Origin of the sequence: Methylovorus mays (assembly GCF_020531915.1) — a bacterium.
Taxonomy (GTDB): Bacteria; Pseudomonadota; Gammaproteobacteria; order Burkholderiales; family Methylophilaceae; genus Methylovorus; species Methylovorus mays.
In genome coordinates this window covers 655,930-669,894 of sequence record NZ_JAJAVG010000008.1, presented here as the reverse complement: position 1 = coordinate 669,894, position 13,965 = coordinate 655,930, and the positions used below count along the sequence as shown (strand labels likewise).

The window sequence follows — 13,965 nt, the reverse complement described above, 5'->3', positions numbered from 1 at the left end:
CGAGTTGAGATTTTATTGTGGCCGTCGTTAGCCAGCGACGGAGGTGTCGCAAGGAAAAGGGCGAAGATCGGTAATCAGGCAGATTTTTTGAATTGCAGACTTTCCATGCAAAAGTTCTTGATCTTGCCATCGACCGCATCGCGTGCAAAACCGATGCCCAGCATCAAGGCGTCGTCCTTGTTGCCAAAGCCGTTGCCTGGGCATGGGGGGGCCATGACAGAGCTGCGCTTGTCGTCGTGCAGTGCGATGATGCTGACAGAGGGGTAGTAACGTTCGGCTTTCTGGTAAAACGTAGCGCTTAGTTCGTAGCCGTTATAGGTGTGGGTAATAATCATGATCACTCCTTCCTAACTGAACATTGCTTAAACGTGGATGACACTTGAATCATAAGCAGACTTTGTGCCAGATTGATGACAACCAGGTTAAAGCTGTTTTGCAGTGGGAGAAATGAGAAGGCCTGATACGGCAGGAGTGCCGTCCTCCATGCTCTTAAGGGTATCAGGCGATGGGCTGGGAACGTTTGCTCAGACGGTATAGCACGAGGCTGAGGGGCAGCAATAGCAAGCCGATCAGCAGGTAGATGTTGCGGAAAATGCTGAATGGTGGTGCAGCTTGCGCCACAATGGACTTGACGGCAGTGATGGGCAACATGCCCTGCTGGTTGTTCTGGTCCAGAAAAACCAGCAGATCGCCATTCTTGGTGTAGTCCTTAACATGAAGCTGGCAACCCTCGCTCGAGGGCGTGCCCGGAAGTGAAGGCGCTTCTTCGCAGTGGGCGTAGCGTGTGGTGATAATGGATGCGCGTTGCTGAGCAACACCCAGCTCCAGCATGATGCCGATGATAATCAGGACCACGGCCGAACTGGACAGGAAGATAAAGGTTTCTTTTCGCATGGCAGGCATCATTTATTCAAGTGAACGCCGGAAATCAGCCCGGCAAATAATCCAGCCGTCATTCTAGCGCAAGCTGACTGTAAACCCCATGCCCATCTAGGGTTTATGCGGCTAAGCTGCTGATTATTGGAGGCTGTCATGGCTTTTTTCATTGCTTAAGTAGTCAACTTGGCGCATAGTGCTGCACTTGGTAAAAAATAGTCTTCCTTGTGCGTTGCCATTTCTGGTGCACATGTCTTCGCTTTCTTGCCTCGCGTGTTTGTCCCGGATGTTGTATCGGTCGACAACATTTTCACAACACGAACTTTAATTTACTAAAAGGATGGGTCAGCGATGGCAAAAGAAGAACTAATTGAAATGAGCGGCGTAGTTGCCGAAATCCTGCCGGATTCCCGTTTCCTGGTCACTCTGGAAAATGGTCACAAACTGGTGGCCTACACTGCCGGCAAGATGCGCAAGAACAATATCCGCATTCTGGCAGGCGATAAGGTCACGCTGGAGCTGTCGCCTTATGACGTCAGCAAGGGCCGTATCACCTTTCGCCACATTGAAAACCGTGGTGCATTCGTGCCCCGCCGTCGTACTTATTGAGCTGTTTTTGATTCGCGCCCAAGCAAATAAATTTAAATATTGATTGACAGGGTGCTGATTACTGCGTAAAACCTTTTTCAGGCGTTTGTAATTAAGAATTAATAATTTGTTTTATATGGTTTTTATTCAAACTTTCGGGGAGCCTCCCTTTTAGTTAGAAAGTATCAAAATGGCAACAGGTATTGTGAAGTGGTTCAATGATTCTAAAGGCTTCGGCTTTATTACTCCCGATGACGGTGGCAGCGATCTGTTCGCGCACTACTCGGCAATTGCCGACACCGGCTATAAGAGCCTGAAAGACAACGATCGCGTTTCTTTCGAAGTCATCGATGGCCCTAAAGGCAAGCAAGCATCGAACATTCAAAAAGCCTAATCCTGTATTAGGTTTGATGTGAAAAACGGAGCCTAGTGCTCCGTTTTTTATTGCCTGCTGTTTGTCACGCCAAAGTTTTGACAGCTGTTTCCAAAGCTTATTCCCGTTAGCCACCCAGTCCCAGCTCATCATCAAATTTGGGGTACACCCGCACCAGCAATATGCGTGGCCCCACCATCTTTTTGACCACAATGCTGAACTGGTCGAACTCGATCTTTTGTCCTTCCTCGGGCAAATCCCCAAGTTTCCACAGGATGAGTCCGCCGACGCTATCCGCCGCGTTGGAATCTATATCAATCCCCAGCGTACGTTCCAGCGTTGGAATCGGCAGGCTGGCTTTGCCCAGTAACGAGCCATCATCGAGTTTTGTCCACTCGCTGAGCGATTGCCTGAATTCATCGCGTATTTCGCCGACCAGTGCACTGAGCAGGTTGTCCAGCGTGACAAAGCCGACCGGCGGGCTGCCCTCATAACCTACCACGGTAAAGTGCGGTGCGCCCTGCTGAAAGCGTCTGAAAAGCTCCGTCGCCGGCAGTTCTGGTGACACCATGGCAATCGGCCGTACCAGGTCTTCTATATCGTCCAGGCGGCCTTTGTGCTGGGCGACAAACAGGTCTTTCAGGTGGATGATGCCGATGACCTCACCGGAGGTTTCCATGTAGGGGTAGCGGCTGTAGCGCTGTTGCACGATTTTTTGCAGATTGGTCTCCAGGCTGTCGCCTTCATGCAATACCACGGCTTCGTGGAACGGGCGCATTACATCCGCGACATCCAGCTCGCGGAAGTCGATGGCCTGTGCCAGCACGCGCCACTCGCTACGGCTGAATTTATCGTCAGCGCGCGAGCTGCGCAGGATGACCTTGAGCTCATCCGCCGAGTAATGCGAGTCGTGCGAGGTTGCGCTTTGCAGCCCCAGCACACCCAATACCAGATTGGCGCTGTGGTTGAGTATCCAGATTGCGGGGTACATGACCCAGTAAAACCCATACAGCGCAGGTGCCGTCCACAGACCGATCTTTTCGGCAGAGCGAATCGCCAGTGATTTGGGCACCAGCTCGCCCACCACGATATGCAGGAAGGAAATAATGAAGAACGCCAGCGAGAATGCCACCAGATGGACAATACGCGGGCTCTCAATGCCTGCTGCCTGCAGCAATGGCGTAAGCAGCTCGGCAAACGCTGGTTCGCCTACCCAGCCCAGTCCCAGCGAGGCCAGGGTGATGCCCAGCTGACATGCCGAGAGATAGGCATCCAGCTGCCCATGCACGCGAGTAAGTATGCGGCCGCGCCAGCCATAGGTCTTGGCCATGGCGCGCACGCGGGTTGCACGGAGTTTGACGAGGCCGAACTCTGCGGCCACAAAAAATCCGTTTAACAACACCAGCAATCCGGCAAAAATAATCAGTAATACATCGGTCAGCATGTCGCGTTGGCTTTCGGGAACGGGGTTCCTGTATCAATGGCAGTGGTGCAGGAAAATTGTGCAAACAGGCACAGTACAGATTATCCATTAAAAGCGGTGACTGCGCCTACTTAAGCACTGGCGCGGCTTGCATGCCACAGACCTGTTCGCTGAGCTTCGTTGCGGATCCCGATGGCGGAACTATTGGGCAAGATGGCTTGCCCATACAGAGCTGTATACAAGACTGCCATCCGGCCAAGTGGGTTTGTGGTGGCTAAAAATGACTTATAAGCTGCCAGGAGGCGATGGTGAAACGTTTATTGGGGTATCTCGTATGTGTGGCCTTGCTATTGCCCGTCACCGTTGTAGCGGCCAGCCTGGACGAAGCCAAGGCGGCGGTAGACGCGGGCAAGTTTGCGCAGGCGGCGGCTATGTACCGTGAATTGGCGGCGGCGGGTGATGCCAAAGCCCAGTACAACCTTGCGCTGATGTATGCCCGGGGCGACGGCGTTCCGGAAAGTCCACAGGAAGCGGTGAAGTGGTATCGACAGTCCGCGGAGCAAGGCTTTGCCGAAGCGCAATATGCGCTGGGCGTAATTTATTTCCGTCGTGATGGCGGGGTTGCCATGGATTACGACGAGGCGATCAAGTGGTATCGCAAGGCCGCCGAGCAAGGCCATGTGCGTTCGCAGCTTAATCTGGGCATTGTTTACTTGCGAGGGGATGTTGTCCCGCAGGACATCCCGGAAGCACTGAAATGGTTCACCCTGGCGGCCGAGCAAGGGGATGGCGACGCCCAGTTCAATCTCGGCAATATGTATCTGGAAGGGGAAGGCGTGCCGGCCAGTATGGTGAATGGGTATATGTGGATCTGGCTCGCAGCTGAAAATCCGCAGGATGCCCATGGGCGTAGCGCCAAGCGCAAGAAAATACTCATGTATCTCGAAGCCAAGATGACACCGGAGCAGCTGGCTAAGGCCCAAGCTCTGGCACGAACCTGTCAGACCCAGCATTATCGTGGCTGCACGCTGGCATGAGATGACACAATTGTGACCAATGCCGAGGCTTCGCTATTGCATCATGTACTTGGCGTCACCTTCCGCAGCGAGCCCACATACTTATCCACAGAAAATGTGGATGTAGGCCAGCCCTTCATGAGCTGCAAGAGAGCATGGAGCAACCGGCTTTCTGCCGCGCCCAATCTGGCCGCAAGGCATAAAGCGCATCATGCTGCGGAAGCTCATCGTAGGGTTGCCGCATGGCGCTGAACAGTTGCTGCAGCATGGTGGTGTCGCCCTCGGTGGCCAGGTCAATCGCCTGCTGGGCCAGATAATTGCGCAGCACAAAGCGTGGGTTCACTTTGTGCATGGCGGTTCGTCGTGCTGTCTGGGACAGGTTGTCGTGTTTTAGCCGCTCGCCGTAGCGTTGCAGCCAGGAGTAGAGGGGCGGGTGGAAATCCTGCCACAATTCTTCGCGATAAAACGCTGGGCGTAGCGCTTCGGCTTTGGGTGCTTGCATATCCATATCGCCCAGCAGGCGGAAGAACATGGTCATGTCGACTTCCGCCCGGGTCATCAATTCGAAAATTTCGCTCATCAAGGCGGCATCATCGTCCTGCCAGTCGCGCAGCCCGAATTTGGCGGCCAGGCCCTGGCTCCATGCCTGACCATAGGTGCTGTCAAATATGCCGAGGCCCTCGGCAATGGGTGCAGGCTCGGGCAACAAAAGCGCCAGCGCTTCTGCCAGCCGTTCCAGGTTCCAGCGTGCGATATCGGGTTGACGGCCAAAGCAGTAGCGTCGGCCAGAGGCGTCGGTGGTATTGGGTGTCCAGCCGGGATCAAAATTGTCTATCCAGCCATAGGGGCCGTAATCAATAGTGAGCCCCAGGATGGACATGTTGTCCGTGTTCATGACGCCATGTACAAACCCTACACGCATCCACTCCGCCATCAGCAGGGCCGTGCGCCGGCACACCTCGCCAAACCAGATGGGCACGCGCTCATGCAGCGGCATATCGACGGGGAAAGCCATGTCGGCAAAGTCGCGTTGCATGGTGAATTCGGTCAGGCGGCGCAGCAGATCAATATCCCCGCGCGATGCAGGCAGCTCAAAATGCCCAAAGCGTATGAACGAAGGTGCAACGCGGCAGACGATGGCGCCTGGCTCGCGTTCCGGGTGACCATCGTAAAACATGTCGCGAATCACGCTATCGCCTGTCGCCACCAGGCTCAGTGCTCGCGTGGTGGGGATGCCCAGGTGGAACATGGCTTCGCTGCATAAGAATTCGCGCAAGGAAGAACGCAATACCGCCCGACCATCGGCGCGACGAGAATACGGCGTGGCTCCTGCGCCCTTCAGTTGCAGCTCCCAGCGTTCGCCAGCCGCATTCACGGTTTCCCCCAGAAAAATGGCGCGGCCATCGCCCAGCTGCCCGGCCCAGTTACCAAACTGATGGCCGCCATAACAGGTGGCGTAATGCTGCATGCCGGGCAACAAGCCATTGCCGGACAGGGCCTGCAGCATGGCATCTGATTGCATATCCGCCGCAGTGAGTCCTAACGTGGTCGCCATTTCGGGTGACCACGCCAGCATCCGGGGGGCGCTTACCGGCGTGGCATCCACCCGCGACCAGAGGGCGCCATGCACCTGGCGTAGCTGGGCGCCTTGTATCGGGTCACCGGGGAGTTCGTTTAGCAGGCGATTATCGAATGACAGCATCATGACCTTGGATATAGGGGTTATTGGGCGGTGGCGTTAGTTGAATGCATTGCCAGCCTGTGGAGTACCCATGACTGGCCGTGCTTTCTTACGAAGTCTAGCAGAAGCTCGCGATGAATCAGGCCCTGCAATCAAAAGACCACCAGTACAAAAACAAGTTTTGCCGGGCTTGAGCAAGTTTTTTTCATGACAGCCCTAAAGAACGTACAAAGCCTGCCGATACAGTAGTGTAGATGAGGAGAATTGTATGGATTCAGTTGGCAGCGCTACCGTAGCAGCAAGCATGGCAGAGACACGGGTCGGACAGGCCGTCACCATGAATGTGCTTAAAAAGGCATTGGATGCCCAGGAGTCTGCGGCGATGGGTCTGATTAACTCTTTGCCACCAGTACAAAATCTGCCTGATCATCTCGGCCAGAACATCAATACTACTGCCTGACCTTTCCCTATTTCCTGCCAGTTTTGTAGGATGGCACGGATACATTTATCGGCGAAATGCCGATGCTCCCTGAGTAAGTACTAACGTATCATGGGGTATCCCTATTTCAAGATACCATCATGATCAAAATGCAATTGGCCATCAGCCTCAAATACGAAGTGCTGGACCCCAGGACCGATTTCATCCTCAATGTGCATGCTGCGCAGACAGCGAATCAGTCTGTCATGAACGAGCGCCTGACTTTCAGCCAGCCATTGCGATACGAACTCTACGAAGATACGTTCTATGGCACGCGCTATGTGCGTTGTCAGGCCGAGGCCGGGCCACTGGAGGTGCATTATTCCGCGACGGTGGAAGTCGACCATCAACTGGAAGCTCCCGACACCTTGCAAGAAGTGGCGATTACTGACATCCCCATTCAATATCTGCGCTACCTTTACCCCAGCCGCTATTGCCAGTCTGATCTATTGCAAGCCTTTGCCAACCAGCAGTTCGGCCATCTGCCGCGCGGGTATGCGCGTGTAAAGGCGGTATGTGACTGGGTGCATGGCAACCTGGCCTATCTGCCGGGAAGCACCAACAGCATGAGCGCGGCGACCGATGTCATCGAGCAGAAAGCCGGGGTATGCCGTGACTTTTCCCATGCGATGATTGCGTTGTGCCGCGCTTTGAATATGCCTGCTCGCTTTGTGACGGGCGTGGATTACGGTTCAGACCCGGCGAGTGGTCCGCATGATTTTCATGCCTATGTTGAGGTGTATCTGGGCGATCGCTGGTACGTGTTTGAACCAACGGGCATCTCGCCGCGCCTGGGCTTGATACGACTTGGCACGGGTCGCGATGCTGCCGATGTATCCTTCGCCACGGTATTCGGCGCGATTAACTCCTGGGCACCGCTGATCGAGATTGAGGCCTTGCAGGACCCGGCGTCCGGGATCGTGCTGCCTCAACACAGCGATCAGGCGGTTTCTACAGATGCCTGAGACGTTAGGCGGCAGCCGCCTGAGGTTTGGGTGTTGTGTCGACTTCACCGCCCAGCGCTGACAATAGTTCGGGCAAGAGCTGACTCAGCTCACCACTCATCATGACAAAGTCGCTGTCGAACATTTCTTCGGCAGCGACATCCGCCGCCGCTTCTTTCAGTACATCCAGCACTTCCAGTCGTTTAATCTGCAGTACGTCATTCAATACAAAAGCGATGCGATCACGCCAGGTCATGGCTAGCCGTGTCACCTGCTTGCCGCCCTGAATATGTTTACGGATTTCCTCGGCTTCGAGGTCATGGCGCACATAACGCACAGTAGCCTTGTCGTCGCCCAGCGCACGCAATTCGCAATCACGATCCACACTGAAACCATAAGGGGCTTCATTCCCCGCCAGCCATCCTGTCATGGCGCTGGTCGGCGAAAGGTTGGTCTTGATCAGGCGCAAGGAAAAACCATCCACAGATTTGTGCAATTGCTCCAACAAGGTATCCGCCAGGGCGGCGCTGGCGGCATCCACCACAAACCAGCCATTGGCAAGATCCAGCCACGCATAAATAGTGCGACGCAATGAAAATGCCCGTGGCCTTAGCTCATCGGCAATCGCTTCCTTCAGCTCCTTCATCTGCTTGCGCCCGGGTTTGTAGCCTTGCTGTTCTTCCAGCTCCAGCGCGCGTGCCTTGGCATATTGATTGATGACGCTGGCAGGCAGGATTTTCTTTTCCACACACAGCGCAATAAGCACTTGCTGACCTTGCACATGCACAAATGGCTTGCCGGGGCCGGCAGGCGCAATCCAGCCAGCCTGCTGCATTTCAGAAGTGGGTGTGTCTGGCAGGGCGTGACGTGCGAGATGTTCTTCCAGTGCTTCAGCTGGGGTGTTCCATTGGGAGATGCGATAAATCTGGAGGTTTTTGAACCACATGGTGCGTACTCAAAAACAGAGAATTTTACCCCAGTCACCTGTTCTTCCCGTGGCTTCATGACCACCCACCTTAAAAATTGATTGCTTGCCAGGCTGGCCGAATGACGCTAGGGAGATGCGCACTCAGGCAACTTTAAGCAAGCTCAGATGCTGGTCTAAGGCGACGTTGATGGCAGCACAAATGGTAGAATCCTGCTCTTTTGTCAGATGGGGCCGCGCATGCATTGCGGGATCGATTACGGAACGTCCAACTCTTCAGTGGGGGTGGCGCAGAATGGCGTGGTGACCTTGTTGCCGCTGGAGGGCGAGAGTGTTTATCTGCCCTCGGCGGTCTATCGCCAGCGCCCGGACCATCTGGATGAAGACGACGATGCGCGCATGACGCTGCGCCAGCAGCTGGGCGATGCCCGCGACTTGCTGTTTGGCCGTGCCGCCATTCAAGCGCATACCGAAGGTCCCACCGACGGGCTGTATGTGAAGTCCCCCAAGGTATTTCTGGGCAGCGATCTCAGCCGCGACCAGCTGGATTTTTTCACCGTCATCATCAGCCGCATGCTGGAGCGGCTGATGCAACAGGCGCGGGTCGCGAGCGGCATGCCCTTGCAGCAGGCCGTGATAGGCCGTCCCATTCGTTATCATGGCGTATACGGCGAACGCGGGGATGAGCAGGCGCTCACTATTATGCGCGAAGCCGCGCAGGCAGCGGGCTTGCAGGATGTGATCTTCATGTATGAGCCGCTGGCCGCAGCGCTGGATTACGAAAACGGCCTGGTGAATGACGAAGTGTTGCTGGTGGTGGATGTGGGCGGTGGTACCACCGATTGCTCCGTGGTGCGCGTGGGGCCGGATGCGCGGGCGAGCGCGGATCGTAGTGCTGACCTGTTGTCATATGCCGGTACCCGCATCGGCGGTACCGATCTCGATATTCACATCGGCTGGCACCAGATCATGCCCTCCTTTGGCAAGGATGGCGAGTTGCATCACAAGGCGTTTGATGCCATTTCCGTCAACAGCATTCCCAGTCAGCATGCCTTTTACAACCGGTTTGAAATGCCGGTACATGGCGAGCCGGATGAAGCGCGCCGCCGCTTGTACAAGGTCTGGCGCGAACGCCTGACCCACAGTCTGGTACGCAGCGCCGAGCAGGCCAAAATCCGCCTGACGGATGCGGCTGAGACGAATATCAATGTGGATTTTGTGGCGCCTGAGTTGCAGCTCGGCATGAATCGCGAGCAGATGCAGCAGGCGATTACGCAATCTACAGAAAAAATTCGCAAGGTGATCGAAGAAGCACGCGCTGGTGCTGGCGTCCACATTGATAAAACCTATCTGACTGGGGGCTCGGCCGTCTCTCCCGTCATACAGCAGGCAATCCGCAACGTGATGGGTGACGACATGCCGCTGGTGACCGGCAATATGCACGGCGGCGTGGCTAGTGGCCTGGCGCTCTATGCCAGTCGCTGGTTTTCACGATAGCAGACGCTCACTTAATCCGTGGTGCTGGGGCTCCAGAACGCCTGCCCAACATGCGGGCTCTGCTTCAGTTGGTCGATCAGCTGATCCAGCACCGGACCATCGACGGAGGTGGCCGCCAGCGTCGCTTCAATTTCAATTTCGTTTTCACCAAAGGCATGCATGACCAGCGCTTGCAGCGGATAGCCGGTTTGCTCCAGCGCCTGCTCCAGCAGGTACATGGCTTCTTTCTGATGCGTGCGCGCCGCGATGACATAAACCGTATTGGTCAGCTCCACGGCCGGGGTGTCCATGGGCTGGCGGTTGATACGGTTGACCACGGGCCGCAACAGGGTATTGGCGGCCAGGACAAACAGCGCACCCAGCAGGGATTCCAGCAGAAGATCAGCGCCAGCGCAGGCACCCACCGCCGCGGAGCCCCACAAGGTGGCCGCGGTGTTCAGGCCACGCACATTGCCCTGTTCGCGCATGATGACGCCTGCCCCGAGAAAACCTATCCCCGACACGACATATGCCACCACATGCACCGACCCTTCATGCCCGGTCAGTCGGTTCGCCATGTCGACAAAGATGGCGGCACCCACCGCCACCAGCACATTGGTGCGTAGCCCTGCTGTTCGCTGCCGATACTGGCGCTCAAAGCCAATCAGGCTGCCCAGTACAAATGCCGTGCTAAGGCTGATCAGGGTATCGAGTAGCGACAGGAGGTTGATGTTTTGCCAGGCTTCCACAGAGGGCTCCTTCCATAGCGAGGGTTATCTTGCGAGCGCTAGCATTATCCTGATTTCCCTGACGCTTGTATGCATGATCAGCGCCAGGGTGAGCATAGGGTGCGCGTCCGACATGGGTTATAAGGTCAAAGCGGCATGGCATTGCGTGTGCGATCTTGTCCAGCTACGGGTCCGCAAGCTGGTAGAGGCTGTTAATATAGGGGGCGTTAACATTTCATATAGGTTGCTGACATGCGTTTACTGATTGCCCTTATTCTGCCCTGGCTGACATTTTTCACCATTGGCCGTCCCATCGCAGGCATCGTCTGTCTGATTCTGCAAGTCACGCTCATCGGTTGGCTGCCCGCCACCCTCTGGGCGGTGTACGCGCTCAGCCAGTACAAGACCGACCAGAAGATCGCTGACGCATTGAAGTCGAGGTAATCCATGCAGCATTTGCTTGATCTGCTTCAGCAATACGGCTTGCTGATTGTGTTTGCCAATGTGTTTCTTGAGCAGATCGGCTTACCTATTCCTGCCTACCCCACCTTGCTGGTGACGGGCGCTATGCTGACCCAAGGCCAATATAGCCCGGCGCAATTGTTGCTGACCGCGGTCATCGCCTCGCTACTGGCAGACTTGGCCTGGTATTTTGCCGGCCGCCGTTTTGGCCGCCGGGTCATGAGCAAGCTATGCCGCATTTCCCTGTCGCCCGATTCCTGTGTGCGGCAGACGGAATCGGTGTATCTGCGCATAGGGCCACCTGCGCTGCTGTTCTGCAAATTCATTCCTGGCTTTGCGTCGGTGTCCAGCGCATTGGCCGGTACCGTCGGTACACGGGCCACGACCTTTATCATTTTTGACAGCCTGGGGGCTGCCATCTGGGCAGGTTCGGCTATTGTGCTTGGCACCTTGTTCAGCAGTGCCATTGATGAGTTGCTGGATATTCTGAGCGAGATGGGCAAATGGGGTGCCCTGTTGCTGGGTATTGCCTTGGTGGCCTTTATTCTCAACAAATGGTGGGAGCGGCACCGCTTTATCAAGTCGTTGCGCATGGCGCGCATTTCGGTGGATGAACTGGACACCATGCTGAAAAGCGGCTCGCGTCCGGTGATTGTGGATGCCCGGCCCGCACACCTGCAAGGCGATGGCCGTATTCCAGGCGCGCTCAGCATGACCGAGGACACCATTGATAGCGTGTTTATTGATACCGATATCGATACGGATATCGTGCTCTACTGTTCCTGCCCCAATGACGTGACCGCGGCCAAAATGGCCAAGCTGCTCATCAAGCGGGGTTATCACAAGGTGCGGCCACTCAAGGGCGGCATCGATGCCTGGGTCGATGCCGGTTTCAAGATAGAGCCTTGAGCAATACGCAGGGCTGGCTACACAAACATCCCGCCTGAGACTTCAATACGCTGGGCATTTACCCAGCGATTCTCATCCGACAATAACGATGCCACCATGGGGCCGATATCGTCGGGCAAGCCCACGCGCCCCAGGGCAGTCTGGCTGGCCACGAATTGATTGACCTCGGCGTTATCGCGTACCGTGCCACCCCCAAAGTCAGTTTCAATGGCGCCAGGCGCCACCACATTCACGGTAATGCCGCGTGGCCCCAGCTCTTTTGCCAGATAACGCGTCAAGACTTCCACGGCGCCTTTCATGGCAGCGTAGGCCGAATAACCAGGCAAGGAAAAGCGTGCCAGACCGCTGGAGATGTTGATGATGCGCCCTTGATCTGCCATCAGCCCCAGCAGCTTCTGCGTCAGGAAAAATACGCCTTTGAAATGGATATTCACCAGCGTATCAAAGGCTTCTTCTGTCGTTTCGGTGAACGGGACATGGATGCCGATACCCGCGTTGTTGACCAGAAAATCAAAGGTATCGCGCTGCCAGTGGGACTGCAGCACCTGTTTCACCTCCTGGGCAAATTGAGCAAAAGAAGCGCTGTCGCCTACATCCAGCTGCAGTGCCACCGCTTTTCTGCCCATGGCCTCAATGCTGCTGACCACAGCTTCTGCTTCCGCGCGCTGGCTGCGATAGGTCAGGATGACGTCCTGACCCTTGGCGGCGATGCAGAGTGCCATGCTTTTACCCAGCCCGCGGCTGCTTCCCGTCACTATCGCGATCTTGCTTGTCATGATGATGCTCCTTTGAAATGTGGGTGATGAATCGTGCTGGTGAACAGTCTATTGCCATCTTTGGCGAGAATAAACGGCCGCCAAGTAGTTATACTGTTCAAAATTTCATGCTAATGGGGCGTGTATGGACAAGCTGGATGCCATGCAGGTATTTATACGGGTAGCTGAGCTGGCGAGTTTTACTCAGGCGGCTGATAGCCTGGGATTACCCAAAGGCAGCATTTCAAATGCAGTAACCCAGCTGGAGGCTCGCCTGGGGGCGAGGCTTTTGCATAGAACGACGCGCAAAGTGCAACTTACGCAGGATGGTCAGCGGTTTTATGAGCGCTGCAAGGATTTGCTGGCCGAGGTGGACGAAGTAGAGAGTCTTTTCCAGCAAACAGAAACCCTGCTACGCGGCCGCTTGCGGGTGGATATGCCGCTGAACATGGCCCATAACCTGGTAATACCCCAGCTACCGGAATTCATGCAGCGCCATCCTGGCATTGAAATCGAACTCAGCAGTACGGATCGGCGAGTAGACCCGATCAGTGAAGGTTTTGACTGTGTGGTAAGGGTGGGAGTGCTAACGGAGTCGGGGCTGGTCGCAAGGCATCTAGGCACCTTAGAGATGGTGAATTGCGCCAGCCCCGCCTATATTCGCCAATACGGAATGCCGATGGCCCTGGAAGACCTCGCCGCTCACTACATGGTGCACTATGTTTCGGTGCTAGGCGCCAAGCCTTCCGCGTTCGAATATCTGGAAGCGGGGGTGAGCCGGCATTGCCTGGTTCCTGCGCGGGTGACGGTCAATAATTCCGCCGCCTACAGCATGGCCTGTCTGGCCGGGCTTGGTATTATCCAGGTGCCGCTCGTGGCGGTTCGGACTTATCTGCAGCGGGGCGAACTGTTAGAACTGCTTCCGGAATTCAAGCCAGAGCCTATGCCGGTGTCACTGCTATATCCGCACCGACGTCACTTGTCGCGGCGTTTATTGGCATTCATGGAATGGCTGACGCAAAAAGTGCATGCCTACATGGCGGCCTAAGCGTTTACGCAGATTTACCTGATAAATGCCGCTATCAGCCTGGTGGCGTTGCTCCATGGCGTCGCCGCCAGGCATCGACGATCATGGAATAAATCCACAACACGGCCTTGAAGGTGTTGGCGATGGGGATCAGGCTCCAGAACATATTGCCCAGTATCTGGCGGCACAGCATGTTCTTGAAACAGCTGGTTTTGTAGATGGTGGACAGCGAGCAAATGCCGAGAGAGATAAAGTAAAACATCAAAAACTTGTAAGGCATGGTGTCTCCCTTCTCTTGTTGTCG

17 protein-coding genes are annotated in these 13,965 nt (G+C 55.6%); 9 read left to right on the top strand and 8 right to left on the bottom strand.

All coding sequences use genetic code 11. The annotated features are described in order from the left end of the window. Positions 1 to 74: 74 nt before the first annotated feature. Positions 75 to 335, bottom strand: coding sequence for a hypothetical protein (locus LG203_RS13535; RefSeq protein ID WP_230346240.1), 261 nt, complete (start codon positions 333 to 335; stop codon positions 75 to 77). 163 nt (positions 336 to 498) lie between these two features. After that, the gene (locus LG203_RS13530; protein ID WP_230346239.1) at positions 499 to 894 is read right to left on the bottom strand and encodes a hypothetical protein; all 396 of its coding nucleotides are present in this window, start codon (positions 892 to 894) and stop codon (positions 499 to 501) included. Between the two features lie 333 nt (positions 895 to 1,227). Between LG203_RS13530 and infA the strand changes: the two genes are divergently transcribed. Further along, positions 1,228 to 1,485 carry a translation initiation factor IF-1 gene (gene infA / locus LG203_RS13525; protein WP_013443448.1) on the top strand — a complete coding sequence of 86 codons (258 nt, stop codon included), beginning with the start codon at positions 1,228 to 1,230 and terminating at the stop codon, positions 1,483 to 1,485. A gap of 169 nt (positions 1,486 to 1,654) precedes the next feature. Further along, positions 1,655 to 1,858: a cold-shock protein gene (locus tag LG203_RS13520; protein WP_013443447.1), complete on the top strand. Its 204-nt coding sequence runs from the start codon at positions 1,655 to 1,657 to the stop codon at positions 1,856 to 1,858. Between the two features lie 106 nt (positions 1,859 to 1,964). Here the strand turns inward: LG203_RS13520 and LG203_RS13515 are convergent, their stop codons facing one another. Next, positions 1,965 to 3,281: a hemolysin family protein gene (locus tag LG203_RS13515; protein ID WP_230346238.1), complete on the bottom strand. Its 1,317-nt coding sequence runs from the start codon at positions 3,279 to 3,281 to the stop codon at positions 1,965 to 1,967. A gap of 284 nt (positions 3,282 to 3,565) precedes the next feature. Here LG203_RS13515 and LG203_RS13510 point away from each other — a divergent pair, with 284 nt between their 5' ends. Next, positions 3,566 to 4,297 (top strand): tetratricopeptide repeat protein, encoded by a 732-nt coding sequence (locus tag LG203_RS13510; protein WP_230346237.1) that lies wholly within the window; start codon positions 3,566 to 3,568, stop codon positions 4,295 to 4,297. A gap of 115 nt (positions 4,298 to 4,412) precedes the next feature. On the opposite strand, the gene LG203_RS13505 is transcribed toward LG203_RS13510, so the two are convergent. After that, complete coding sequence (locus LG203_RS13505; RefSeq protein WP_407665413.1) at positions 4,413 to 5,978, bottom strand: protein adenylyltransferase SelO; 1,566 nt, start codon at positions 5,976 to 5,978, stop codon at positions 4,413 to 4,415. A 247-nt stretch (positions 5,979 to 6,225) separates the two neighbouring features. Between LG203_RS13505 and LG203_RS13500 the strand changes: the two genes are divergently transcribed. Together LG203_RS13500 and LG203_RS13495 are read left to right on the top strand one after the other, a co-directional pair. Then, positions 6,226 to 6,417, top strand: a complete 192-nt coding sequence (locus tag LG203_RS13500; protein WP_230346235.1) for a YjfB family protein — start codon at positions 6,226 to 6,228, stop codon at positions 6,415 to 6,417. 119 nt (positions 6,418 to 6,536) lie between these two features. After that, positions 6,537 to 7,400 carry a transglutaminase-like domain-containing protein gene (locus tag LG203_RS13495; protein ID WP_230346234.1) on the top strand — a complete coding sequence of 288 codons (864 nt, stop codon included), beginning with the start codon at positions 6,537 to 6,539 and terminating at the stop codon, positions 7,398 to 7,400. A gap of 4 nt (positions 7,401 to 7,404) precedes the next feature. Here the strand turns inward: LG203_RS13495 and LG203_RS13490 are convergent, their stop codons facing one another. After that, positions 7,405 to 8,325, bottom strand: a complete 921-nt coding sequence (locus tag LG203_RS13490; protein WP_230346233.1) for a recombination-associated protein RdgC — start codon at positions 8,323 to 8,325, stop codon at positions 7,405 to 7,407. 219 nt (positions 8,326 to 8,544) lie between these two features. On the opposite strand from LG203_RS13490, the gene yegD reads away from it, so the two are divergent. Then, positions 8,545 to 9,801: a molecular chaperone gene (yegD, locus tag LG203_RS13485; protein ID WP_230346232.1), complete on the top strand. Its 1,257-nt coding sequence runs from the start codon at positions 8,545 to 8,547 to the stop codon at positions 9,799 to 9,801. 11 nt (positions 9,802 to 9,812) lie between these two features. Here yegD and LG203_RS13480 read toward each other — a convergent pair whose 3' ends face one another. After that, on the bottom strand, positions 9,813 to 10,529 hold the full coding sequence (locus LG203_RS13480; RefSeq protein ID WP_230346231.1) for an MgtC/SapB family protein: 717 nt from the start codon (positions 10,527 to 10,529) through the stop codon (positions 9,813 to 9,815). A gap of 231 nt (positions 10,530 to 10,760) precedes the next feature. Between LG203_RS13480 and LG203_RS13475 the strand changes: the two genes are divergently transcribed. Together LG203_RS13475 and LG203_RS13470 are read left to right on the top strand one after the other, a co-directional pair. After that, positions 10,761 to 10,952 carry a YqaE/Pmp3 family membrane protein gene (locus LG203_RS13475; RefSeq protein WP_230346230.1) on the top strand — a complete coding sequence of 64 codons (192 nt, stop codon included), beginning with the start codon at positions 10,761 to 10,763 and terminating at the stop codon, positions 10,950 to 10,952. A gap of 3 nt (positions 10,953 to 10,955) precedes the next feature. Next, positions 10,956 to 11,879 (top strand): DedA family protein/thiosulfate sulfurtransferase GlpE, encoded by a 924-nt coding sequence (locus LG203_RS13470; RefSeq protein ID WP_013443436.1) that lies wholly within the window; start codon positions 10,956 to 10,958, stop codon positions 11,877 to 11,879. 17 nt (positions 11,880 to 11,896) lie between these two features. On the opposite strand, the gene LG203_RS13465 is transcribed toward LG203_RS13470, so the two are convergent. Beyond that, positions 11,897 to 12,655 carry an SDR family NAD(P)-dependent oxidoreductase gene (locus tag LG203_RS13465; RefSeq protein ID WP_230346229.1) on the bottom strand — a complete coding sequence of 253 codons (759 nt, stop codon included), beginning with the start codon at positions 12,653 to 12,655 and terminating at the stop codon, positions 11,897 to 11,899. Positions 12,656 to 12,779: 124 nt separating this feature from the next. On the opposite strand from LG203_RS13465, the gene LG203_RS13460 reads away from it, so the two are divergent. Then, entirely contained in the window at positions 12,780 to 13,682 is a 903-nt protein-coding gene (locus LG203_RS13460) for a LysR family transcriptional regulator (RefSeq protein ID WP_230346228.1), read from the top strand. 34 nt (positions 13,683 to 13,716) lie between these two features. Here the strand turns inward: LG203_RS13460 and LG203_RS13455 are convergent, their stop codons facing one another. After that, a complete protein-coding gene (locus LG203_RS13455) occupies positions 13,717 to 13,941 on the bottom strand; it encodes a hypothetical protein (protein WP_230346227.1) in 225 nt (74 codons plus the stop codon). Positions 13,942 to 13,965 lie beyond the last annotated feature (24 nt).